A 24,774-nucleotide genomic window follows, 5' to 3' on the forward strand; every position below is an offset into this window, starting at 1 on the left:
CCCTGTCAATCTAACCGGTGGAGTTTAGCATGACCGATACCGAATACCTGGAGCTGGCCGAACAGACGCTCAACGCCGTGCAAACGGCACTCGAGGACGCGGCCGATGAGGCGGGCATCGACGTTGAATGCGAGCGCAGCGCAAACGTGCTGACGCTCGAATTCGACGACGCCTCGAAGATCATTGTGAACCTGCAGCCACCGATGCAGGAAATTTGGATCGCAGCGAAGTCCGGTGGGTATCACTTCAAGTATGTCGACGGCGCGTGGCGCGATACCCGCACGTCAACCGAGTTTTTTGCGACGTTGTCCGCCGCGGTGTCGCAGCATGCGGGCCAGCCGGTCACGCTAGCGCGCGCGTCGTGAGCCGGCATGCGGTGCACCGTGCTGAGTGCGCGCCGCGCTTGTGCGGCGTGCTCACTGGCCCTTGAACAGGTTCATGATGTCCTGTCGTTCGGATTCGTTCACGCTCGCGTTGACACCCGAGTCCGAGGCGGCGCTCGCCGATTCCTCAGCCAGCGCCGAGGCAGGTACGCCGACTGTCGCCACGAACCCTGAGCCCGGCATCATGTTGGCGTAGTACAGTTCGCCGCCGATATCCTCGATGCCTGGTGGGCGGGGCATGGTGTAGGTGGGCTTGCCCTTGAGTGCCCGGCCCATGTAGTCGATCCAAATGGGCAATGCGAGGCCGCCGCCGGTTTCGCGATCGCCTAGACTGCGCGGGCTGTCAAAGCCGATCCATGCGACTGCGACCAGCGTGTGCTGGTAGCCGGCGAACCAGGCGTCGCGCGAGTCGTTGGTCGTGCCGGTCTTGCCGCCGATGTCCACGCGCTTGAGCACGTTCGACTTGGCGCCCGTTCCGCGCTGTGCGACACCGACCAGCAGGTTGTTCATGATGTACGCATTGCGCGGATCGATCGCGCGCGGCGCATTTTGGTCGGCCACCACCGGCTGCGCGCGCGCGGCGAGCGCGCCACGCGCATCGGTGATCTCGGCAATCAGGTAGGGATTGATCCGGTAGCCGCCGTTGGCGAACACCGCATAGCCGGCGGCCATCTGCAATGGCGTGACGAGCCCCGCGCCGAGCGCCATCGGCAGGTAGGCGGGGTGTTTATCGGCGTCGAAGCCGAATTGCGTGATGTACTGCTGTGCGTAGTGTGTGCCGATATGGCCCAAGATTCGGATCGATACGAGGTTCCTCGACTTCTGCAGCGCGGTGCGCATTGTCATCGGCCCATCGTAGCTGCCGCCGTAGTTCTTCGGCTCCCACGCATGGCTGCCAGGCGTGGTCGGCGCAAAGTACAGCGGCGCGTCATTGATCATCGTCGCCGGACCCAGCCCTTTGTCCAGCGCGGCCGAATAGATGAACGGCTTAAAGCTCGAACCGGGTTGGCGCCACGCCTGCGTGACGTGATTGAATTTGTTTTTGTTGAAATCAAAGCCACCGATCAGTGCGCGGATCGCGCCATCCTGCGGCGTGAGCGCGATGAGCGCGCTCTCCACCTGGGGTAACTGCACGATGCTGAACGCACCGTCCGCGGCCTTGGTGATCCGGATGATCGATCCGGGGCGGATGCGCTGGTTCCGCTGCGCGCGCCCGGACAAGGCCGCGGCGGCAAAGCGCAGCCCATCGCCTTGGATGGTGACAGTGTTGCCGTCGATCAGCGTAGCCTTGACCTCGTGCGGGCCCGCTTGCGTGACGACGGCGGCGACCAGTTCGCCGTTGTCCGGGTGTTCGAGCAATGCGTCCTCGATTGCCTGCTCGCGCTCGGCGGCATCTTGCGGCAATTCGATAAACCCTTCCGGCCCACGGTAACCGTGGCGGCGGTCGTAGTCCATCACGCCCTTGCGCACGGCGCGGTATGCGGCCTCCTGGTCCGCCGAATCGATCGTCGTCACCACCTCGAAGCCGCGTGTGTAAGTCTCGTCGCGATACTGCGCGTACATCAACTGCCGCACCATCTCGGCCACGTACTCCGCGTGCACGCTGTACGGCGTGCTCACCGTTTTGAGCACGATCGGCTCGTGTACCGCCGCATCGTATTGCTCCGCGCTGATGTAGTGCAACTCGAGCATACGTTGCAGGATGTACTCCTGGCGTATCTTCGCGCGCCGGGGGTTGACCACGGGGTTGTAGGCGGATGGCGCCTTAGGCAGCCCGGCGAGCATGGCCGCCTGAGCGAGCGTCACGTCCTTCAAATCCTTGCCGAAATACACGCGCGCCGCGCTAGCGAAACCGTACGCCCGTTGCCCGAGATAGATCTGATTCATGTAGACCTCAAGAATCTGATCCTTCGTCAACGCCGACTCGATCTTATACGCGAGCAGCATCTCGTACAGCTTGCGGGTGTAGGTTTTCTCGCTGGACAAAAAGAAGTTGCGCGCCACCTGCATCGTGATCGTACTGGCGCCTTGCGCACTGCCGCCGCGGGTGAAATTGGCCACGCCGGCGCGCACGATGCCGGTCAGGTCGACGCCGCCATGATTGTAGAAGCGATAGTCCTCGATCGCCAGCACGGCCTTTTTCATCACCTCCGGGATTTCGTCGAATTGCACGATACGCCTGTGTTCCTCGCCGAATTCGCCGATCAGCACATGGTCCGCCGTATAGATGCGCAGTGGCACCTTGGGCCGGTAGTCCGTCAATGCGTCCAACGATGGAAGGTTGCGCTCGGCGACGAGCGTCGCGTAGCACAGTACCAGCACCAGCGCCAGTATCGTACCGATCAGCAGGGTGCCCAGCGCGAGCAGAGCCCGCCACCATAGCGCGCGCTTGCGCTTTGGGCCGGCCGGAGGAGGAGAGGCGTCAGGCGTCGTCGATTGCATGGGAATACCAAAAACACGAACTCGCGATTATAGCGGGGCGTGCTGACATGACTGCTCGCCTTATCCGCAACGATGCCTATTGTGGGCGCGACGTGGCGTGAGTGAGCCGCCGCTGGCCAATCAGCCGAATGTTCGGCGGCGGCGCGGCTCGCAACAATGTCTGCACGCTTCGTTGAGCGCAGAGCCGGAGTGGTTTTCGGCCGACGCGGCGCAGCAAGGGAGGGAACATGCAGAATGCTTTATTGTCCATTGGGCGCCGGTTCGCGGCGGGAATCGACATTACGCCGTCGGAAATCCGGATGGCGGTGGCCAGCCGCAGGCTGGCTGACGGCGCCGACGTGCGCGTTGAGCACCTGGCGGCGCAACCGCTGCCGGCGGGTGTGGTGGAGGATGCCGAAATCCTGCGGCCCGAATGCGTGTCGCGGGCATTGAGCGTATTGCGCGACGGTATTCCGATACGGCGGTCTCTCGCCAGTGTGCGATACGCGATGGCGTTGCCGCCGGCGGTGACCTACACGGGCGTGACCTCGCTCGCCGAGCTGGCACGTCGCACGCCTGGCCTCGCTTCGGCGCAGCACGCTTGCGCCGCGTTCGACGAATTGGAGCCGGCAGTGCTGGCCGAGGCCGAACGCCTGTTTGGCGTGGATCCATCGTCGATCGTCGTCGATTGGCTCATGGCGGATCGGGATGATGATCCCGACGCGGTGACGATCACCGCCGCTTCGCGTGATTGGCTCGATATACGGATCGCCACCGCAGCGGCTGCGAACATCGTGCTCAGTACGGTGGACGGCGAAGCTGCGGCTGCACTGCGTGCGTGCCGGCTGCAGGGGGCACTGGTGTTGCCCGCCGATTGTTGCTGGTGCGCGATATGGGCCGGTGGTGGCACTGTGTATGCATGGCTGCTGCGCGGCACGATGGTACGGCGCGAGTGGCATGCGTTACCCGGGCATCGGGGCCCGATATTGGACGCGCTGCGTGACGCGCTGGCCTCGGATGACCTCTCGGGTGCCGTGGTGAGCGGCGAGGTCGCCGCGATCGCGGCCGCGGGCCTCGATTTCGATGCGTTGCGCGGCGCACTCGGATGCGATCCGCAGCTATTCCGGTGTGCGCCATTTTGCCGTGCATTGATCGCCGCACAACCGTGCAGCAACAGTCCGGCGTATGCCGTCGCCTTCGGGCTCGCGATGCGCGGAGTGCTCGAATGAGCGGCGTGTCAGCAAGGACGCGTGACGGGCGTTGCCGCGCGGCATGTGCGTTGCTGCTTGGCGACCTGGGCGGTTTTAACCTGTTGCCCTATCGCGCGCGGCGCCGAGGCAGAATGCGTCAACGCAGAGCGTTTGGTGCGGCATGTGCCGCGTTGGGCGGCGTTGGGGTCGCGGCGATCGTGGCGGCCGCCGCTGGACGCAATGACATCGCGGCTGAGCAGAACCGGCAACGGCTCGAAAGTGACCTTGCGGCTGCAGCGATTCCGATGGCCGAGCATGCCAGCCTGCAGGCCGAGCTGGGTGCCTACCGCGCGTTTTGCGAGCACGCGACACAGCGCGCGGTGCGTAGGGACCAGTTGCTCGCGTTGCTTGACCGCCTGTCTAGAGCCGCAGCCCATGACGTACGCCTGACCGAACTGAGTCGGCGCGGCGACGAGACATTCGTCAGCGGGCAAGCCACTGGCCAGCCTGCTTTATCCGCATGGCTCAATGAATTGCGGCATGCGCCAGGCGTGGTTTCGACCAGCGTCCTGTCGTTTCGGCGCGTGCCGCCTGATCGTGAGGCCGCCGGCACAGGCCGCACCACGCCTGCTGGCGCGTTCGACTTTACCGCACGGTTGACCCACGCCGGTACGCGGCCGCCGGCATCGCCGCATGAGCAGCGTGTTGCTGCGCGAGGTGTGGAGCAGTTCGTCGACGCTGGAGCGCCCTCATGATGACGCACACAATCGACGCTGTCCCATACAGCTTACGCGGTCAGGCGGCGCTGCTTGTGTCGTGGCGGGCATTGGCGGCGCGGCCGCTGGAGCAGTGGCCGGCCATGCCGTTCCGTATCGTGATAGGGGCGTTGGCCGCGTTGTCGTTTAGCGGCACGCTGTATGTGTCGCAATCCTTGCGCGACGAGCGCATGCGTGCCGAGGCCGTGGCGGTGGCTGAGCTGCGTGCAAAGACTGCGCAAACCCATCGGCAAATCAGTGCGTTGCCCGCGCTCAGGAGCCAATTGGAACAGGCGCGTGCTGGGCGAATCGATCCGGACGTCGCACAGCACATGCAACGGATCGACACGTTGGCAGCACGTGCGGGCCTGTTACTCGACAGCGTCGAGCCTGTTGCCGAATTCGCGGTGGGCGAACACCGAGGCGAGGGGGCGCAAGCAGTTGCCCGGCAGACGGCCAGGCTGGCCGCATCCGGCGATTTTATCGGCGCGTGGTCCTTTCTTGGTTCATTGAGCACGCTGCCGGTGATCGCGGTACCCGACGAAGTTCAGCTGAAAGTGGACGGTGGACAACTGTCGTTGCGCGCCCTGTTGACGCTATATGGCATGCGCGGTGGACCCGGTCTCGCTGCAGCGGGCTGCGGCTGCGAGGGGGGACACGAGTCCCGCGTGCCGTTGCCGGCGCGCAGCCTGGCGGCGGACGCCGTTCGCGCGCTTGATGCCAGCAAGGATGTCGCTGCCGAGCGAGATGTCGATGCCGACCAGAGGCGTGCCGGCAACCTACCTTCGCCGTTGCCACCGGATCCTTTTAGTGGTTCCCGGGCATTCCAGCCTCGCATGGCATCGGTCACGTCATCGGTGTGGATCGGCACGATATGGAGCGGGTCGCACCGGATCGCCGTGGTCGATGCAATCAAACCCCGCCTGCCGGCTGCCCCAGGCGATGGCACTGACTCGGCGGGAACTATTGCCGACGACGCGGCCTGGGAAGCCGGGCGCAGCGATCATGGACCATTGGCGCTATCAGCGGAGGGCTACGGGTGAGCAGCGTTCGATTCGGCAACATGCGTTGCGTGGCGGCGCGGTGTTTCGTCACCATGCTGGGCATTGCGCTTGTCGGGCTTGCCGGGGCGCTGGCTGATGCTCGCGCCTCGTTGGCCACAGGGCGGCCTGTGTCACATGCCATGGCCGAGCACGATGCGCGCATGCTGCAACTGCCGAGCGCGGCGATGGCGGCGGGGGCGCCGGCAGCTCGCCTTGGGCTCGCGCCGAGGCTTGCGTCCACTCCCACACCTACACTTACACCCACGCCCGGGCTCACCACACCCGCCTCCGGGCCCATACCCGCGCAGACGCTATTGCCGGCGCCGAAGGTCAGCGCGTGGGATGGCGCTGGGCCATCTGCCTCCCCACCGGCCGCGCGTAGCGGCTCGCGCTCCGACGCAAACGTGCACGATGGTGCGGATGCGGCCAGGCCGATCTCCTTGACTTTTCGTGACGCGGAACTGAGTACGGTACTTAGCGCCTTCGCCGAATTCACGGGATCCAACATCATCGTCAGCGACAAGGTTCGCAAAAAAGTGTCGCTGCATCTGGTCGACGTGCGATGGTCCCATGCACTGGCTGCGCTGCTGCAAGCGCACGGACTTGAAATGGAGCGACGCGGCAATGTGATATGGATCGCGCCGGCGGCCGAAATTGCGGCGCGAGAACGCGCGTTGCTGGAGGTGCGCGCGAAACGATTGCAACTGGAGCCGCTGGCTAGCCGCCTGTTCGAGCTTCATTATCAGCGGGCCGAAGACGTGCGCACGATGATCTGCGCATCGGGCAGTCAGCGGCTGTTGTCCAGCCGCGGCGCGGCGAATGCCGACTCACGTACCAATCAATTGTTCGTCACCGATGTCCCCGGGCGGCTGGCCGACATCGCGTCGCTGATCCAGGCAATCGACCGGCCGACCCGGCAGGTGTTGATCGAGGCGCGGATCGTTGAGGCGGATGATGGATTTTCCCGCGCGCTGGGTGCACGAGTCGCGATGCTCAAGCGCGACGGCGGCGATAGCCCGACATCCAGTGGCGAGATGGCGTCTCAGGGTAACACCGGGGCGGGACTGCGGGGGCCGATGGTCGATCTACTGGCGGCTCCGCTTTCCGGGTTTGCGCCGGCTAGCGCGGGCATTGGGCTGCTGAGCGCGTCGGTATCGAGGTTGCTCGATATCGAACTCAATGCACTGGAGATGCAAGGGCGCGGCCGCGTGGTATCAAGCCCGCGCGTGATCACCGCGGATCGGTTCAAAGCCGTGGTCGAGCAGGGAGCCGAAGTACCGTACCAGACCCGTACCCAGCGGGGTAGCGCGGTACAATTCCGGCGTGCGACGCTCAAGCTTGAAGTCGAGCCGCGCATCACGCCTCGCGGACATGTGATACTGGACCTCGACATTGTTAAAGACAGTGTTGGCTCTGAGACGTTGCATGGGCCGGCGATCCATACGAAGCGGGTGCAAACGAGCGTGGAGGTCGAAAACGGCGGCACGGTCGCCATTGGCGGTATTTATTCCCAGGACGATCGGCAAGATGAGGCCCGCGTGCCCATCCTGGGTGATATCCCGCTGATCGGCGCTTTGTTCCGGCATCGGATCCGAAGTGACCGTCACAGTGAGTTAATCATATTGATTACTCCCACGGTCGTTACTGGACTGCAGGCAACTGCGCCCGGGGCGCGACATCAGGACCTTGGTGGCGCCACACCACGGCCCGGCGGCGCCGAAGCGGGCCAGCGTCGGCTTGCCGAAGCGGATCCTTTGCAAAGTGCCGAAGTGGATCCGTTGCAGGGTGCCGAAGCGGATCCTTCACGGGGAGCCGACGCTGGCCCGCCGCAACCTGCTGAAACGGGCCCGTTGCAGCCAACCGAAGCGAACTCATTACAGCCTTCACGATGGCCTGCCGAGGCGGATCCGTCACAGTCCGCCGAGCAGGACGCACACGAAACCGAGGGGCAGCATGAGGAGTGATGCGCAAACCGTCCGCGTCGCCGTCGCGATGCGTGTGCCGGTTCCACAAGTACAGAGGTACTGCGCTGCGGCCTCGACAAACCACGACGTTTGCAATTAAGCTGCACAACGGACCAGTAGATTCATGTCAATGACACAGTTGCTCGACGCGACGGCAAACGCCAGCGTTTTTTTCATCGGATTGATGGGGGCGGGAAAGACGACGGTCGGTCGTGCTGTCGCCCGTCGCCTCGCACGCCCCTTCGTCGATTCTGACCACGAAATCGAAGTCCGTACGGGCGCGCGCATTCCTGTGATATTCGAGCATGAGGGGGAGGATGGCTTCCGCCACCGGGAATCGGCGATCATCGACGAGTTGACGCGCCGTCCAGGTCTGGTCCTTGCGACGGGCGGCGGTGCAGTGATGCGGCCCCAAAACCGTGAGTGGCTGCATGCGCGCGGCATTGTCATTTATTTGCGCGCCACGCCACATGACTTGTGGCTGCGCACCCGTCGCGACAAGAATCGGCCGCTGCTGCAAACCGACGATCCGCGCGGCAAGCTGGAATCGCTGTTCGCGTTGCGGGATCCGCTGTATCGTGAATGCGCCCATTTCGTGATTGAAACCGGACGGCCCACCGTCAATGGTCTTGTCAATATGGTACTTATGCAACTGGAAATGATCGGCATCCGCCCGCAGCCCGACTGCGACGCACCGCAGGATGCCCTGCCGCCCCATGATAATGCTTGTTAAGCCGCCCCGTATGATCCATGTCGAGGTCGCACTGGGCGAGCGTGCCTACCCGATCCATATTGGTGCGGACTTGATCGACCAGGAAGCGTTGTTCGCGCCGCATATTCGCGGCACCTGCGTGGCCATCGTGACCAATACCACGGTCGAGCCGCTGTATGGCACGCGGGTACGGGCAGCGCTTGAGCGCGTCGGCAAGCGCGTGCAGACAATCGTGCTGCCTGATGGCGAAGCGCACAAGAACTGGCAAACGCTGAACCAGATATTCGATGCGTTGCTGGATCAGCATGCAGACCGCAAGGTGACGCTGGTCGCGCTGGGCGGCGGTGTCATCGGCGACATGACCGGCTTCGCCGCCGCATGCTACATGCGGGGTGTGCCGTTCATTCAAGTGCCGACCACGCTGCTGTCCCAGGTCGATTCGTCGGTTGGTGGCAAGACCGGCATCAATCATCCGCTCGGCAAGAACATGATCGGTGCGTTCTACCAGCCGCAAGCGGTGATCGCCGACATCGGCACGCTGGATACGCTGCCGCAGCGTGAGCGTGCCGCCGGCCTCGCCGAAGTCATTAAGACAGCGGCTATCGCGGATCCGGTATTCTTTGACTGGATCGAAGCGAATATCGACGCGTTGAACCGTTGTGATGCATCGGCGCTGGCATGGGCGGTCAAGCGCTCCTGCGAGTTGAAAGCGAAGGTGGTCGCCGCCGACGAGCGCGAGGCAGGTTTGCGCGCGATACTGAATTTCGGCCATACGTTCGGTCATGCGATCGAGGCCGGCCTCGGGTATGGCCAGTGGCTACATGGCGAGGCGGTCGGTTGTGGGATGGTGATGGCCGCGGACCTGTCGGTACGGCTTGGCCTGCTGGACGAGGCCACGCGCGAGCGACTGGTCCGCTTGATCGGCGCAGCGCACTTGCCCACGCGCGCGCCGGCACTTGGCACGGATCGGTATGTCGAACTGATGCAGCTCGACAAGAAGGCGCACAGCGGTACGATAAAGTTCATTCTGTTGAAGCGAATCGGTGACACGCTGATCACCGGTGCGCCCGATGCTGAGGTGCGCGCGACACTGGCGGCGAGCGTCTGAGTTCACGCCCCGGTGTTCGGACGGCTGAAGCAGGGCGGCCGCAGTCGTTGCTTAAGGAGTGTCGGTAAGTGAAGAGTGCGTTCGAAGGTCAATGTCGACATATGATGCCGACATTGTGCGATCTCGAGGATCATCTGGCGCCGTATGCGGTGTCTTCACGGCTGTCCCGTGGGCGCCGCCATCCGGAACCCGCGCCCGATTCCCGGACCGAGTTCCAGCGCGATCGGGACCGTATTATCCACTCGACGGCGTTCCGGCGCCTCGAATACAAGACGCAGGTGTTCGTCAATCACGAGGGCGACCTGTTCCGCACGCGACTGACCCACAGCCTGGAAGTCGCGCAGATCGCGCGTTCGGTGGCGCGCAACCTGCGCGTCAACGAGGACCTGGTCGAGGCGATCTCGTTGGCGCACGATCTCGGGCATACGCCGTTTGGCCATGCCGGGCAGGATGCGCTGAACGAATGCATGCACGAGTTCGGTGGATTCGAGCATAACTTGCAAAGTCTGGCGGTGGTCGATGAATTGGAGGAGCACTATGGAGGATTCAACGGCCTGAATCTGTGCTTTGAGACCCGCGAGGGCATCTTGAAGCACTGCTCGCGCGACAATGCGCGGCGCCTGGGCGAGCTCGGTGAACGCTTTCTGCACGGGCGCCAGCCTTCCATCGAGGCGCAGATTGCCAATCTTGCCGACGAAATCGCGTACAACAATCATGATATCGACGATGGGTTGCGCTCGGGACTGCTGACCCTGGAGCAACTCGATGCGGTCGAACTGTGGCGTGCGCATCATGCATTGGTGAAGCAGGTCCATCCGACACTGGAGGGGCGGCGGCTAATCCACGAGACGATACGGCGGATCATCAATACGTTGATCGTCGATTTGATCGGTGCGACGGCTGAACGCCTGGCGATGGCGGCGCCAGACTCGGTTGATGCGGTTCGCGCATCGGCGCCGTTGGTCGCGCACAGTGACGCGGTCGCGGCGCAAGCGCGCGAACTCAAACAGTTCCTGTTCCACAACCTGTATCGCCATTATCGTGTGATGCGCATGGCGAACAAGGCGCGTCGCGTGGTTGTGGGGTTGTTCGATGCGTTCCGGGACGATCCGCGCTTGCTGCCACCCGATTACCAATGCGATGATTCGACGACGCAGGCTAGACTCATAGCGCATTACATCGCCGGGATGACGGATCGGTATGCGCTGAAAGAATATCGCCGCCTGTTCGTTATCGACGACGGCTAAACGCCCACGCTTGCTTTCCCTGCGCGTCGATTTGCGCTGCTTCTACCTTCATTCAAACGAGGAATACAAGGTGGTTAATTGGCCTTATCCGCGCGTGGCCGCACACCGGGGTGGCGGTACGCTGGCGCCGGAAAATACATTAGCGGCAATCCGCGTCGGCGCAAAGCTGGGGCTCAAGATGGTTGAGTTCGATGCCAAGTTGTCCGCCGACGAGGTGGCATTCCTGCTGCACGACGATACAGTGAATCGGACCAGCGATGGCTGGGGTGCTGCTGCGCGCAAACAGTACGCGGCGATTACCCGGTTGGATGCCGGCAGCTGGTTCGACGGACGCTTCAGTGGTGAATGGATGCCGACGCTGCAGCAGGCAAGCGAGTGCTGTAGCGCGCTCGGCCTGGCCGTCAACGTCGAAATCAAACCGTGTCCGGGACGCGAAACCTTGACCGGGCACATTGTGGCAGGTGAAGTGGCGCGATGGTGGAAGGGCACCACGCCGCCGGCGCTGCTGTCGTCGTTTTCCCTCGAGGCGCTGTGCGGCGCGCGCGACGCGGCGGCGCATCTGCCTCGCGGCTGGCTGGTCGGTGCCGTGCCGGTGAACTGGCGCGAGCACGCCCGTGCGCTCGGCTGCGTCTCATTGCACGTGGACCACCGCCAGTTGACCGCCGCGCGTATTGCGCAGATCAGCGAAGCCGGCTTGCGTATCCTGGCCTACACCGTCAATACGCCAGAACGCGCCCGAGAACTTGTCGAGTGGGGAGTCGATACGATCTGCACAGACCGCATCGACTTGATCGGCGCGGACTTCTTTGGCTAGGGTGACGCGCTTGCGCCACGCTATGCATGGTAAGTCCTCTACGGCGAGTCGGTAATTCGTACACCGTAGGAGGATGCTGTACTAAATAAGACGTTTGGTCCCGCGAAGGGTACGCCGCCCAGCGGTGGAAATATCGGTCCGTCAATGTGGTGCTGCGTCAGTGTCGCGATGCCGCGCCGCTAACGGCGCGGCGGGCGAGGAACCCTGGGTCAAAGCCGACTCAACAGCCTCGGACGCTGTCGGGACACACACAGGACAGCTCGGGGCGCCGCAGACCGGCGCTAGGTATGTGCGCCGCGTCTCGGCGCGGAGCGTCGTTAAGCGCGGCCCAGCAACAAGCCCAGCAGTAACGCCGCGCCGGCGGCTGCAGCAACGGCCTGCCATGGACGTTCATGGACATATTCATCCGCATCGCCCCAGGCAGCCTGCGCGCGGCGTTTTACGTTCTCTTGGGTATCCTCCAAGCGCGAGCGCGCAGCTTCGATCTTGTCCCGCAGTTGCTGGCGCAAAACCTCGGCATCGGCTTGAGTACTGTCAGTTAGCGTATTTTCCAATTCGGACAACAGCTCACGTACTTCGGTGCCGACGTCCTGCACGGCATGGCGCCCATGGTGTGCGATACGCCGCGCGCGGCGGCCGGCCCTGTCGAACGAATCCCCTAGCGCCTGGCGGGTATTTTCCAAATTTGCCATTACAGCTTCCTCCAGTATTGTCGAATGTTCGACGGTGTTGCAAAAAAACAACTTGTCGTGGCACGCGACGTGCGTGGAACCACTAAACAGCGGCAGTGCGGCATGCGAGCGTCAATGCGCCGCTTCAGGTTGGTCCTGCAATCCGCAATTTGGTTCTCGATGGCGGTGGCATTGCGCAATGCGGCTGTCGGTGCCGCCATAGTAAAGCACATTGCAGGCCAACCCGGAGATTGTTGGCGTCGTGCCGGTCAAGGCTGGCGATAGCTGCGCTGCTGGCCAAGGCGGGCGTCACGAAAGTAGACGGCGCGCGAGCTAAGGCGGTGTCACGCATTTAAACGACGCGCGGGGCAAGGCAGGTGCCATGCAGGCTTGTATTGCATGGGCCAAAGCGGGCGGTACAGCTGCAAGCGCTGCTCTCGGCACGGAAGAGGCTAGCACGGCAGCTCCCCGGCGCGTCGGGTGTCAGAAGCGGTAACCGACGTTTAGAAGCGTGACGAGCGGATTCAGCTTGATGTGCGCGTGGCTCGTGACGTTACGCATGCCGACCGGTGTTAGCGCGACGGTATGCAGCTTAGCATCGGTTGAGAATGGAAGGAACGACACGGAAAAGCTGGCGAAAATGTGCTTGTTAAAGTTGTACGCGAAACCGGCGTTGAACACCGGGGCCCAGGCGCTGTCTACGTCCACAGAGGCCGGACCATGCAACTGCTGTGACACGAACGTCGGATTCTTGATCCGCGCGTTGGTGAACCAGATATAGCTCACGCCGATTCCGACGAACGGACGAAACGTAGCATCCGCATTGCGGAAGTAGTATTTGAAGATGAGCGCAGGACTCCATTGTCGCGCCTCTCCGAGTTTGCCGTACGAGGCGAGAGTGCCGCCGCCGCGCAGGTCGAATTTGGGCGGAATGCCCGCATCGGCTTGGACGACGAAGTTGTCGGTGATGAAGTACCCTGTGGAGAAGCCGAGAGTATTGGAGGAGCCGATACTGGCGCTCGACCCAGGGACCGCAATATTGACGGGGGAGCCGCCGATGTTCGTGGTTCTCAGTACGTCGCTGCTGTCTTGCGGCGCTAGATGGAACCATCCGGCTGCCATGTAGACGCTGCCAGCCGTTTGAGCATGTGCCTGGTTGAAGCAGCAGGCGATGGCCGCGAACCTCGGGATGGCCTTGATGACGCGTATTAATTGCACTGTGCTTCTCCATTTTTTTAAAGCTTGCCCATTATGCAGACAACGTTTCAAACGAGCCATAGTCTTGCATTAAGCATTTTCCCTAAAGCTGGGACGCAGTTGGCTTTGCACGCCGCGTCGTGCGCGAGTGCCGCGGGATGATTGACTCCTGCGGATATACTTTAAATGTGATCTAAACGGAAATTCCTGCAATGGCCCGGTTAGCACGTCTTTATGTCCCCGACCAGCCGCAGCACGTGATTCTGCGAGGCATCGATCATCAGCCTGCTTTCGTCGATGACGAGGATTATGCGCTGTTTGTCGAGTGCTTGAAAACGGCATCACGCGACCACCGGCTTGCGGTCCACGCGTACGTCCTGATGCCGTCGGCGGTGCAGTTGCTGGCGACGCCGCGCGAGGAGTCCAGTCTTCCCAAGGCGATGCAGGCCGTGGGTAGGCGCTACGTCGCGCACTTCAACCGTCGCTATGGACGACGCGGTACGCTGTGGGAAGGGCGCTACCGTGCCACGGTGATCGAAGCAGACCGGTATTTCATGCTGGGCAGCCGGCTGGTGGAGCTTAGTCCGGTGCGCGAGCGCCTCGTTTCTTCTGTCGATGCGTATCAGTGGTCTAGCTATCGACACCATGTTGGCCTCGCACTCGATCCGCTGATTACCGATCATCCGTTGTATTGGGCGCTGGGCAATACGCCGTTCGAGCGCCAGCACGCCTATAAAGAGTTGTGTGAGCAAGCGTTGGATGAAAATGCGGTCAATGAACTGCAGCAGGCCACGCTCAAGGGCTGGGTGTTGGGAAGCGAAAGTTGGCGCGACTGGGCGGCCCGGCAGGCGAACCGCCGCGTGTCGCCATTGCCGCGTGGGCGTCCTCGCAAGACGCGGGCCGACGATGATCAGGGGCCGGCCGGTGTGCAGTCGCCTGGTGCAGAGGCCGAAGGCGATGCCTCGGCTGCTGCGCGCCCGTCAGGCGATGTGCCGTCGTCGGAGGCAGGCCGCTCAGGTGAGGCAGGGCCGGGCAATGATCCGTCCGCACAGAGTGTGCAGGCGGGGCGGGCCACGACTGGCCTTGATGCCGCTGACACGGGCACGAGGGGCGATGGCGCTTCGGCACGGGCATCGGGGGAGGGACCGACCAATGGCGATTCGGAAACCGATCATCCCACTTCAACGTAGGACATCCCTGTCAGCGGCGGCCCCACCGAACCCCCTTATTGGCTACCGGTGGCTTCCCTGGCGGCGTTACATTCGATATCTCCATATCGAGTAGTCCCCCTGTCGGGCGGTCCTACATCGGGTGGCCTACATAGGGCGGTCCACATCGAGAAGTCGCTCCCTCCGGCATTCCCTCTCCGGCATTCCCTCTCCAGCATCTCTCTCCAGCATCTCTCTCCAGCATCTCTCTCCAGCATCTCTCTCCAGCATCTCTCTCCAGCATCTCTCTCCAGCATCTCTCTCCAGCATCTCTCTCCAGCATCTCTCTCCAACCCCCTGCATTGGGCAGCCACCCCTGCGGAAGTTCCTCATCGGGCGGCATGGTAGCCCAGGGCCGGCCGCGTGACGCACGGGCCTCCGCAATGATGCATCGAGTACGAAACGGACTGGGCAAGCGTGGTGCGTTTCGATTGCCATGGACGCCGTCTTGATCGTGTAAAGCAGGCACGCCAGGGGTACTCTTTGCACACCCCTTCCATTGATATGGAACCAATTTTTAGGGACAAAAAATAGTGATAAATATTATGGGGGACATATCAATCGATTTTTCTTGGCATCCTATTGATTCGTCGCGTATATTCCGAATTTCCAGCTGATTTATCGTTTCCGTGTTCACCAGTTGCGACTGCTGTTTGATCCAGCGCGACATGCGCTGAAGACTTTGCAGCGCCCGCGACGCAGCGTTTAAGCGCGAGTTTTCCAGGCCGTTTGCACCCAATCACAATTACGGTGTCCCTATGAAAGACGCAACACAATCGACCGTCGTCGGCCAGGGCTTGCCCGAAGCACAAGGCTTGTACGCGCCAGAAAACGAACATGACGCGTGTGGCGTCGGTTTTGTCGCGCACATCAAGGGCCGCAAAAGCCATGCAATCGTGGAGCAGGGCCTGAAAATTCTCGATAACCTGGATCACCGCGGCGCGGTGGGCGCGGATCCGCTGATGGGCGACGGCGCCGGCATCTTGATCCAAATTCCGGATGCGTTCTATCGCGAGGAGATGGCGCGGCAGGGTGTGACGTTGCCGCCGTTGGGCGAGTACGGCGTTGGCATGATTTTTCTGCCTAAGGAGCACGCATCGCGCCTGGCGTGCGAGCAGGAACTCGAGCGCACGGTCAAAGCCGAGGGACAAGTGGTACTCGGCTGGCGCGACGTGCCAGTCGATGGCACGATGGACATGTCTCCGATGGTGAAGGCCAGCGAGCCGGTGATTCGCCAGATTTTCATCGGTCGCGGCAAGGACATCATGGTCACCGACGCGCTCGAGCGCAAGCTGTACGTGATCCGCAAGACGGCCAGCCACCGTATCCAGGCGCTCAAGCTCAAGCATGGCAAGGAGTATTTCGTGCCGTCGATGTCGGCGCGCACGGTTGTCTACAAGGGGCTGCTGCTCGCGAAGCAGGTGGGGATCTACTATCGCGACTTGCAAGACGCGCGAGTCATGTCGGCGCTTGCGTTGGTGCACCAGCGTTTCTCGACCAATACGTTCCCGGCGTGGGAGTTGGCGCACCCGTACCGGTTGATCGCGCACAACGGCGAAATCAACACGGTCAAAGGCAACGTCAACTGGTTGAACGCGCGCACCGGGGCCATCGCGAGCCACGTGCTCGGCAATGATCTGCACAAGCTGTGGCCGCTAATCTACCCGGGCCAGTCCGATACGGCCTCGTTTGACAACTGCCTTGAATTGCTGGTGATGGCGGGCTATCCGCTGGCTCACGCGGTGATGATGATGATTCCGGAGGCGTGGGAGCAGCACGCGCTGATGGATGAGAACCGCCGTGCGTTCTACGAATATCACGCGGCGATGATGGAGCCGTGGGACGGTCCGGCGGCGATCGCGTTCACCGACGGTCGCCAGATCGGCGCGACACTGGATCGCAACGGCTTGCGTCCGGCGCGCTACCTCATCACCGACGATGACATGGTGATCATGGCGTCCGAGGCGGGCGTGCTGCCGATTCCCGAGTCCAAGATCGTTAAGAAGTGGCGCCTGCAGCCGGGCAAGATGTTTCTTATCGACATGGAGCACGGCCGCATCATCGATGATAAGGAACTGAAGGACAATTTAGCGAACGCGAAGCCGTACAAGAGCTGGATCGACGCGGTGCGCATCAAGTTGGACGAAATCGAGCCGAAGCCGCAGGACGTCGCGGTGGTGGCTGAGCCGCAGGCCGCGCCGGCGTTGCTGGACCGGCAGCAGGCGTTCGGCTACACGCAGGAGGACATCAAGTTTCTGATGGCGCCGATGGCGCAAGCCGGCGAAGAGGCGATCGGCTCGATGGGCAATGACTCGCCACTCGCGGTGATGTCGAACAAGAACAAGACGCTGTACCACTACTTCAAGCAGTTGTTCGCGCAGGTCACGAATCCGCCGATTGACCCAATTCGCGAGAACCTAGTGATGTCATTGGTATCGTTCATCGGACCGAAGCCGAACCTGCTCGATACGAACAACATCAACCCGCCGATGCGGCTAGAAGTATCGCAGCCAGTGCTCGACTTCAAGGATATCGCAAAGATCCGCGCAATCGGCGAGTACACCGGCGGCAAGTTCAGTTCTTACGAATTGACTATTTGCTATCCGGTCGCGTGGGGCAAGGCCGGTATCGAGGCGCGCCTGGCGTCGCTGTGTGCTGAGGCAGTCGATGCTGTGCGCTCCGGCTACAACATTTTGATCGTATCGGATCGCAAGACCGACCGGGACAATGTCGCGATCCCGGCGTTGCTCGCGACCTCGGCGATTCATAGCCACCTGGTGGCGCATGGGTTGCGCACGAGCACGGGCCTGGTGGTCGAGACCGGTTCCGCGCGCGAGGTTCATCACTTCGCGCTGCTCGCCGGCTATGGCGCCGAGGCGGTGCACCCTTATCTGGCGCTCGAGACGCTGGTGGCGATGTCCAACGGCCTGCCGGGTGCGCTGTCGGCAGACAAGGCTATTGAAAACTTCACGAAGGCGGTCGGCAAGGGCCTGCAGAAGGTCATGTCGAAGATGGGCATCTCAACCTACATGTCGTACACCGGCGCGCAGATCTTCGAGGCGGTGGGCTTGTCCAGCGAACTGGTCGCCAAGTACTTCAAGGGCACCGCATCCAACGTTGGCGGCATTGGTTTGTTCGACGTGGCGCAAGAGGCGATCCGCCTGCATCGCGATGCTTTCGGCGACAACCCGGTCCTGGCGACGATGCTTGACGCCGGCGGTGAGTACGCGTACCGCGTGCGTGGCGAAGACCACATGTGGACGCCCGATGCGATTGCAAAGCTGCAGCATTCGGCACGTAGCAACTCGTACCAGACCTACAAGGCGTACGCGCACATCATCAACGACCAGACTCGCCGTCATATGACGTTGCGTGGCCTGTTCGAGTTCAAGGTCGATCCGGCCAAGGCCATTGCGCTCGATGAAGTCGAGCCGGCTAAGGAGATCGTCAAGCGCTTTGCAACCGGTGCGATGTCGCTGGGCTCGATCAGTACCGAGGCACATGCGACGCTGGCGATCGCGATGAACCGCATCGGTGGCAAGTCCAACACCGGCGAAGGCGGCGAGGACGAGCGCCGTTACCGCAATGAGTTGCGTGGCATCCCGATCAAAAACGGGGATACGCTCGGCTCGATCATGGGTGAAGAGGCGGTCGTCGTCGATATTGCGTTGCGCGACGGCGATTCGCTGCGCTCGAAGATCAAGCAGGTCGCATCGGGCCGTTTCGGCGTGACCGCCGAGTACCTGAGTTCGGCCGACCAGATCCAGATCAAGATGGCTCAGGGCGCCAAGCCGGGCGAAGGGGGCCAGCTGCCCGGACACAAGGTGTCGGCGTACATCGGCAAGCTGCGCTATTCCGTGCCAGGCGTCGGCCTGATTTCCCCGCCGCCGCACCACGATATCTATTCGATCGAGGACCTCGCGCAGCTGATCCACGACCTGAAGAACGCCAACCCGAGTGCCGGCGTATCGGTAAAGCTTGTCTCTGAAGTCGGTGTGGGCACGGTGGCGGCGGGCGTGGCCAAGGCCAAGGCCGACCACGTCGTGATCGCGGGCCACGATGGCGGCACGGGCGCATCGCCGCTGTCGTCGATCAAGCACGCTGGCACGCCGTGGGAGTTGGGTCTGGCCGAGACGCAGCAGACGCTGGTGCTCAACAAGTTGCGCGGCCGGATCCGCGTGCAGGCTGACGGGCAGATGAAGACCGGGCGCGACGTTGTGATCGGCGCGCTGTTGGGCGCCGACGAGTTCGGCTTTGCGACAGCGCCGTTGGTCGTCGAAGGCTGCATCATGATGCGCAAGTGCCATCTAAACACGTGCCCCGTGGGCGTCGCGACGCAGGACCCGGTGCTGCGCGCGAAGTTCCAGGGCCAGCCCGAGCACGTGGTGAACTTCTTTTTCTTCGTGGCCGAGGAAGTGCGCGAAATCATGGCGCAACTCGGGATGCGCCGCTTTGACGAACTGGTCGGGCGGGCCGACTTGCTCGACACGAGAAAGGGCATCGAGCATTGGAAGGCGCGCGGGCTCGATTTCTCGCGGATCTTCCATGTGCCTGAAACAGACGCCGAGGTGGCGCGCCGACACGTCGATACGCAGGACCATGGCTTGGATCGGGCATTGGATCATGTGTTGATCGACAAGGCGAAGGCGGCGATCGACAGAGGCGAGCATGTGTCGTTTATCCAGCCGGTGCGCAACGTGAATCGCACGGTCGGCGCGATGCTCTCGGGGGTGATCGCGCGCAAGTATGGGCACGATGGCCTGCCGGACGACACGATCCACATCCAATTTAAGGGGACAGCGGGGCAAAGTTTCGGCGCGTTCCTGGCGCACGGCATCACGCTGGACTTGGTCGGCGACGGTAACGACTATGTGGGCAAGGGGCTCTCGGGTGGACGCATCATCGTGCGTCCGACCAATGACTTCCGCGGCAAGTCGGAAGAAAACATCATTTGCGGCAACACCGTCATGTATGGGGCGATCGAGGGCGAGGCGTACTTCCGGGGCGTCGCGGGCGAGCGTTTCTGCGTGCGTAACTCCGGCGCGACGGCGGTCGTTGAGGGCACCGGCGACCACGGTTGCGAGTACATGACCGGTGGCACCGTCGTCGTGCTCGGCGAGACCGGCCGCAACTTCGCGGCTGGCATGTCGGGAGGCGTCGCGTACGTGTTTGATCCGGACAACACGTTCGCGACCCGGTGCAATAAGGCGATGGTCGCGCTTGAGCCGGTGCTGCAGCAGGCCGAGCAGGAGTGCACGGTTGATTCGGCGTTGTGGCATCAGGGCCAGACCGACGAGGCGTTGCTCAAGGGGCTGATCGAGCGCCACTTGCAGTTCACCGGATCGCCGCGCGCTAAGGCGCTGCTCGAGAACTGGGATACGTCGCGGCGTCAGTTCGTCAAGGTGTTCCCAACCGAGTACAAGCGTGCGTTGGCCGAGATCGGCGCCAAGAAGAAGGCGGCGAGCGCGCCGAGCCTAGCGGCCTGATGGCTCGCGCATCGACGCGACTTTGGAGGCGCCGGCAAGCAAACGCACGATAGTCCCGCCGCGGTGTAGCGGGCTGCTCCCCTCAATATGCATTGGTTAAGAGAAGCTCATGGGCAAGGCAACCGGTTTTCTCGAATATGAACGCCGCCACGAGGCGTATGAACGACCACTGGAGCGTGTGAAGCACTGGAAGGAATTCACGCATGCGCTGACCGATGAGGACGCAAAGATCCAGGGCGCACGCTGCATGGATTGCGGCATTCCGTTTTGCAACAATGGCTGTCCGGTGAATAACATCATCCCGGACTTCAACGACCTTGTGTTTCACCAGGACTGGAAGCAGGCGATCGACGTGCTGCACTCGACGAACAATTTTCCGGAATTCACCGGCAGGATCTGTTCCGCGCCGTGCGAGGCCGCCTGCACGCTGAATATCAATAGCGATGCGGTGGGCATCAAATCGATCGAGCGCGCGATTATCGACAAGGCGTGGAACGAAGGATGGGTCGCGCCCCAAGTGCCCAAGCTGAAGACCGGTAAGAAGGTCGCAGTGGTGGGGTCCGGGCCTGCCGGGCTGGCCGCCGCGCAGCAGCTGGCGCGAGCCGGCCATGAGGTGACGGTGTTCGAGAAAAACGACCGGATCGGCGGCCTGCTGCGCTACGGCATCCCCGACTTCAAACTGGAGAAGTGGCAGATCGATCGCCGCATGCGCCAGATGGAGGCCGAAGGCGTGTCGTTTCGTACCGGCGTGTTCATCGGCAAGGAGCCCTTGCCGCCGTCGATCAACCATGCGGCGAAGGAAACTCTGTCGCCAAACGAATTGCGCGAACAGTTCGACGCAATTGTGATGGCGGGCGGTGCCGAAACGCCGCGTGACTTGCCGGTGCCGGGCCGCGAGTTGGCCGGCATCCATTTCGCGATGGAGTTCCTGCCGCAGCAGAACCGAGTCAACGCCGGCGACAAGCTCGCCGATCAGTTGCTCGCCAAAGGCAAGCACGTGGTCGTGATTGGCGGCGGAGACACGGGGTCGGACTGCGTCGGCACGTCGAACCGGCACGGCGCGAAGCGCGTCACGCAGTTCGAATTGCTGGCGCAGCCGCCGTACGAGGAGAACAAGCCTCTCGTGTGGCCATACTGGCCGATCAAGCTGCGCACGTCGTCATCGCACGAGGAAGGTTGCGAGCGCGATTGGTCGGTCGCGACCAAGCGTTTCGAGGGCAGCAACGGCAAGGTCGACAAGCTAATCGCTGCGCGCGTCGAGTGGAAGGACGGCAAGATGCAGGAAGTGCCCGGCTCCGAGTTCGAAATGAAAGCGGACCTGGTGCTGCTTGCGATGGGCTTCACGCAGCCGGCGGCAGCGATGCTCGATGCGTTCGCCGTTGACAAGGACCAGCGCGGCAACGTGCGGGCCGGCACCGACGGCGAGCGCGCGTATCACACGTCGGTCGACAAGGTGTTTGCTGCCGGCGACGTACGCCGGGGGCAGTCGCTGGTGGTCTGGGCCATACGCGAAGGCCGCCAATGCGCGCGCGCGGTGGATGCGTTCCTGATGGGGGACTCAGCGCTGCCGCGCTGAATTGAAGTTGTGCGCGGGCCGGCGCCGGTCCAGCCGGGCTGCGCGACGATGAGCCCACGAGCCGCAACGTTTGAGCCGCAACGTTTTATATGCGTCGCGGTTTTTTCGTCATCGGCTACCGTGTGCAGTAGGACGGCTTTGCCGTAAGGAATCGTCGATGGATGTCAGACTGCAGCGTTGCTTTGTCGCACTGATTCCCGATTCCGGCGCCCTCGATGCAATCGACGCGTGGCGCGCTCCATGGCGCGCCGGCCATATCGCAGGCGTCAGATGGATACCGCGCGAGCAGGTTCACCTGACCATACGATTCATTGGCGCGCTGACGCCGGATGGGGAAGCGTGCCTGATCAACGAATGGCCGACGCTGACGCCGGTGCCGGACGTGCTGCCCACCTCGCATGCCGCGATGCTGCCTAGCGCTAAGCGGGCGCGCGTGTATGCGCTTGAACTGATCAGCGCGCCGGCGTTCCTCGCGTGGGTGGCTCGCGTCGATGTGCTGATGGAGCGGGCCGGTGTGCCCGCCGCTGCGCGGCCGTTGCGGCCGCATCTGACCCTCGCTAGGCTGCGCGGCGATCCGCCTGCGTCGACGCGCGATTTCGAGAGGGTGCATCCCGTGCCGCCGTTGATTACCTTTGATACGCTGGTGTTGGTCAGCAGTACGCTGACGCCGGCCGGGCCACGCTACGCGAGGCTCGCAGCGGTACCGGCCGGGCGTAGCCTGCCGTGACTGCACTATGCGCGCGCGAGGCACAGCCGTCATCACGCTGCCGCACGTGAGTCATCGCGCACCACTTCGATCGTCTCATCGTGCATCGCTTGTACCGACTCCCGGTGCGCAACACTGACGATTGCCGCGTGGGCTAGACGTTGCGTCAGCACGTGGTACAGCGCCGCCTCAGTATCGAGGTCGAGCGCGCTGGTCGCCTCGTCAAGGAACAGGAAATCGGGCTTTTGCAACAGCACGCGGGCGATTGCCAGGCGTTGCTGTTCGCCGGGCGACAGCACGCGCTCCCAATGGTCGCTCACGTTGAGCTGATCGACTCGTTCGCCCAGCCGGCAGGCGCGCAGCACGTCGGCACAGTCCGCGTCGGTGAACGCGTCGGCCGTTGCCGGATAGCACAGCGCGCCCTTGAGCGTGCCGATCGGCACGTAGCTTTTCTGCGGCACGAACATCACGCGTGCGTTGACGGGCATCTCGATGGTGCCGCTGCCAAATGGCCACAGGCCGGCCAGCGAACGCAGCAGTGTGCTCTTGCCGGAGCCCGACGCGCCTCGTACGAGCACCCGCGAGCCGGGCGCGATTACAAACGAGCCAATCGTCGACAGCGGCGTGCCATCCGGGCGCAACAGCCGCAGCGCCTGCACGCGCAGTACCGTCGTATCGGCCATTCTCATATGAATGCCGCCGTGCTCGGTGGCCCGCGACGTCGACTCGAGCAACTGCGGCTGCGCCATGATGCGCTGGAATTCCTTGAGCCGGTTAATCACGGCGCGCCATGCGGCCAGTGTCGAATAGCTGCTGATGAACCATGAGAACGCGTTGCTGACGGTGCCGAACGCGCCAATTGTCTGCTGATAACCGCCGTAGCTGACCGCCTTCTCGAAGTATTTCGGCGCGGCGGCGATGAACGGGAACACGATGGCCAGTTGCGAATAGCTGACCACGACAATGTTCAGACGCCGCGTATAGCGCATGATCATCCGCCAATTGTCGCGAATGTGCCCGAAGACGCCTTGCAGCGCTTTCTCCTCGGTGCGCTCGCCTTCGTACAGGGCAATCTGGTCCGCATTCTCGCGCAACCGGATCAACGAGAAACGAAAGTCCGCTTCGACCCGTTGTTGTTGGTAGTTGATCGACACGAGCGGATGGTTGACGCGATGCGTGATGTACGAGCCGATTACCGCGTAGAGCAGGGCGGTCCACACCATGTAGCCAGGTATTGTCACATCGGTGCCGAACACGGTGAAGCTGAGTGGGCCGGCCAACTGCCACAGGACATGGCTGAACCACAGCAATGTGACGGACGTGGATAGGAAATCCAGCGAGAGCGCCAGCGTCGTGCTCGCCAGTTCCTGTAGGTCCACTGAAACCCGCTGGTCCGGGTTATCGGCAAGCTTGTCGCGCTCGATTCGATAGTACGCGCGGCCCGACAGCCACGCGTGCATGTACTGCGTGGTGAGCCACTGGCGCCAGCGGAATTCGAGCATCTGCCGGAAGTATGTGCGGTACGAGCCGAGCAAGATCATCGCCATCGCGATCGCGGTAAATTGCAGCAGCGAGTGCTTGAACACCGGATAGTTGTACTGCTGGATCGAGTCGAAGAACACGCGCTGCCATGTGTTGAACCACGCGTTGACCGCCACCATGGTCATGTTAATCGCGACCACGAGCGCGAGCAGTCCCCAGGCGATCCACTTTTCGTCCGACACCCAATACGGCTTGATCAGGCTCCACGTGGTAATACGTTCGTTGTTGCCCGATGCGGGTTGACTCATAGGGTTCCTCAACTGTAGGGTTCCTCAAATCGGTCCATTCACCGGCGCGCCGGTGCGTTGCACTGTCGCGAACGACGCGAACGACGCGAACGACGCGAACGACGCGAACGACGCGAACGACGCGAACGACGCGAACGACGCGAACGACGCGAACGACGCGAACGACGCGAACGACGCGAACGACGCGAACGACGCGAACGACGCGACGGTGACTGACTCGTGCCAGTGCGGATTGTTCCGACTACCGCTTAATTCCGGCTTAAGGCATGCGGTGGCGCGCGCTCCGGCAGCGGCGATTGCGCGACATTGTGCCAAAGCAACGAATTGCGGCTGGCGGCGGTTTTGTGATTTAATGGGCTTAGACGAAACAGGGGTGCTTTGCACGTTGATGTGCGTTTGCAAGTCGATGCGCGGCGAGTCGCGCAGTGCCAGGCTGAGAGAGTCCCTTTGCACCCGATCCGGGTAATACCGGCGCGGGAAGTTTTCGATTCTGTCCTGCCGTG

The 24,774-nt window shown here is 62.7% G+C and carries 17 protein-coding genes, 1 pseudogene and 1 riboswitch; of the genes and pseudogenes, 13 read left to right on the forward strand and 5 right to left on the reverse strand.

The genetic code is table 11. The features are described 5' to 3' along the window. Window positions 1-29 precede the first annotated feature (29 nt). Window positions 30-365, forward strand: a complete 336-nt coding sequence (gene cyaY, locus RBRH_RS04580) for an iron donor protein CyaY (RefSeq protein WP_041753273.1) — start codon at window positions 30-32, stop codon at window positions 363-365. 51 nt (window positions 366-416) lie between these two features. On the opposite strand, the gene RBRH_RS04585 is transcribed toward cyaY, so the two are convergent. Further along, entirely contained in the window at window positions 417-2,825 is a 2,409-nt protein-coding gene (locus RBRH_RS04585; protein ID WP_013434824.1) for a penicillin-binding protein 1A, read from the reverse strand. A gap of 227 nt (window positions 2,826-3,052) precedes the next feature. Between RBRH_RS04585 and pilM the strand changes: the two genes are divergently transcribed. From pilM to ugpQ, 8 genes are all read left to right on the forward strand, one after another. Continuing rightward, window positions 3,053-4,033, forward strand: coding sequence for a pilus assembly protein PilM (gene pilM, locus RBRH_RS04590; RefSeq protein ID WP_013434825.1), 981 nt, complete (start codon window positions 3,053-3,055; stop codon window positions 4,031-4,033). After that, complete coding sequence (locus RBRH_RS04595) at window positions 4,030-4,749, forward strand: hypothetical protein (RefSeq protein WP_013434826.1); 720 nt, start codon at window positions 4,030-4,032, stop codon at window positions 4,747-4,749. Before pilM ends, RBRH_RS04595 begins: the two co-directional genes overlap by 4 nt. Further along, window positions 4,746-5,792, forward strand: a complete 1,047-nt coding sequence (locus tag RBRH_RS04600) for a hypothetical protein (protein WP_013434827.1) — start codon at window positions 4,746-4,748, stop codon at window positions 5,790-5,792. Before RBRH_RS04595 ends, RBRH_RS04600 begins: the two co-directional genes overlap by 4 nt. Before the next feature lie 140 nt (window positions 5,793-5,932). Then, window positions 5,933-7,756, forward strand: coding sequence for a type IV pilus secretin PilQ (locus tag RBRH_RS04605; RefSeq protein WP_083813498.1), 1,824 nt, complete (start codon window positions 5,933-5,935; stop codon window positions 7,754-7,756). 124 nt (window positions 7,757-7,880) lie between these two features. Next, complete coding sequence (locus RBRH_RS04610; RefSeq protein WP_013434829.1) at window positions 7,881-8,489, forward strand: shikimate kinase; 609 nt, start codon at window positions 7,881-7,883, stop codon at window positions 8,487-8,489. Window positions 8,490-8,499: 10 nt separating this feature from the next. Next, the gene (aroB, locus tag RBRH_RS04615; protein WP_083813432.1) at window positions 8,500-9,576 is read left to right on the forward strand and encodes a 3-dehydroquinate synthase; all 1,077 of its coding nucleotides are present in this window, start codon (window positions 8,500-8,502) and stop codon (window positions 9,574-9,576) included. A gap of 101 nt (window positions 9,577-9,677) precedes the next feature. Continuing rightward, window positions 9,678-10,823 (forward strand): deoxyguanosinetriphosphate triphosphohydrolase, encoded by a 1,146-nt coding sequence (locus tag RBRH_RS04620; RefSeq protein ID WP_083813433.1) that lies wholly within the window; start codon window positions 9,678-9,680, stop codon window positions 10,821-10,823. Window positions 10,824-10,893: 70 nt separating this feature from the next. Further along, window positions 10,894-11,637, forward strand: a complete 744-nt coding sequence (gene ugpQ, locus RBRH_RS04625; protein WP_041754155.1) for a glycerophosphodiester phosphodiesterase — start codon at window positions 10,894-10,896, stop codon at window positions 11,635-11,637. 317 nt (window positions 11,638-11,954) lie between these two features. On the opposite strand, the gene RBRH_RS04630 is transcribed toward ugpQ, so the two are convergent. Further along, window positions 11,955-12,329, reverse strand: a complete 375-nt coding sequence (locus RBRH_RS04630; RefSeq protein ID WP_041753275.1) for an ElaB/YgaM/YqjD family protein — start codon at window positions 12,327-12,329, stop codon at window positions 11,955-11,957. 462 nt (window positions 12,330-12,791) lie between these two features. Next, window positions 12,792-13,517, reverse strand: a complete 726-nt coding sequence (locus RBRH_RS04640) for an OmpW/AlkL family protein (protein ID WP_041754156.1) — start codon at window positions 13,515-13,517, stop codon at window positions 12,792-12,794. A 200-nt stretch (window positions 13,518-13,717) separates the two neighbouring features. On the opposite strand from RBRH_RS04640, the pseudogene RBRH_RS04645 reads away from it, so the two are divergent. The 4 genes and pseudogenes from RBRH_RS04645 to thpR all read left to right on the forward strand — a co-directional run. After that, window positions 13,718-14,404: pseudogene (locus RBRH_RS04645) on the forward strand (transposase); the annotation flags it as partial. A gap of 1,067 nt (window positions 14,405-15,471) precedes the next feature. Beyond that, on the forward strand, window positions 15,472-20,199 hold the full coding sequence (locus RBRH_RS04655; protein ID WP_013434839.1) for a glutamate synthase-related protein: 4,728 nt from the start codon (window positions 15,472-15,474) through the stop codon (window positions 20,197-20,199). A 109-nt stretch (window positions 20,200-20,308) separates the two neighbouring features. Continuing rightward, window positions 20,309-21,775: a glutamate synthase subunit beta gene (locus RBRH_RS04660; RefSeq protein WP_013434840.1), complete on the forward strand. Its 1,467-nt coding sequence runs from the start codon at window positions 20,309-20,311 to the stop codon at window positions 21,773-21,775. 157 nt (window positions 21,776-21,932) lie between these two features. Further along, window positions 21,933-22,502 carry an RNA 2',3'-cyclic phosphodiesterase gene (thpR, locus tag RBRH_RS04665; RefSeq protein ID WP_041753280.1) on the forward strand — a complete coding sequence of 190 codons (570 nt, stop codon included), beginning with the start codon at window positions 21,933-21,935 and terminating at the stop codon, window positions 22,500-22,502. Between the two features lie 32 nt (window positions 22,503-22,534). Here thpR and RBRH_RS04670 read toward each other — a convergent pair whose 3' ends face one another. Both RBRH_RS04670 and RBRH_RS19725 read right to left on the reverse strand, forming a co-directional pair. Next, the gene (locus RBRH_RS04670) at window positions 22,535-24,271 is read right to left on the reverse strand and encodes an ABC transporter ATP-binding protein/permease (RefSeq protein WP_041753282.1); all 1,737 of its coding nucleotides are present in this window, start codon (window positions 24,269-24,271) and stop codon (window positions 22,535-22,537) included. Window positions 24,272-24,295: 24 nt separating this feature from the next. Beyond that, window positions 24,296-24,586 (reverse strand): hypothetical protein, encoded by a 291-nt coding sequence (locus RBRH_RS19725; protein ID WP_065757419.1) that lies wholly within the window; start codon window positions 24,584-24,586, stop codon window positions 24,296-24,298. A 44-nt stretch (window positions 24,587-24,630) separates the two neighbouring features. Beyond that, window positions 24,631-24,768: riboswitch (TPP riboswitch) on the forward strand. Window positions 24,769-24,774 lie beyond the last annotated feature (6 nt).

Source organism: Mycetohabitans rhizoxinica HKI 454, from assembly GCF_000198775.1.
GTDB classification, from domain to species: Bacteria; Pseudomonadota; Gammaproteobacteria; order Burkholderiales; family Burkholderiaceae; genus Mycetohabitans; species Mycetohabitans rhizoxinica.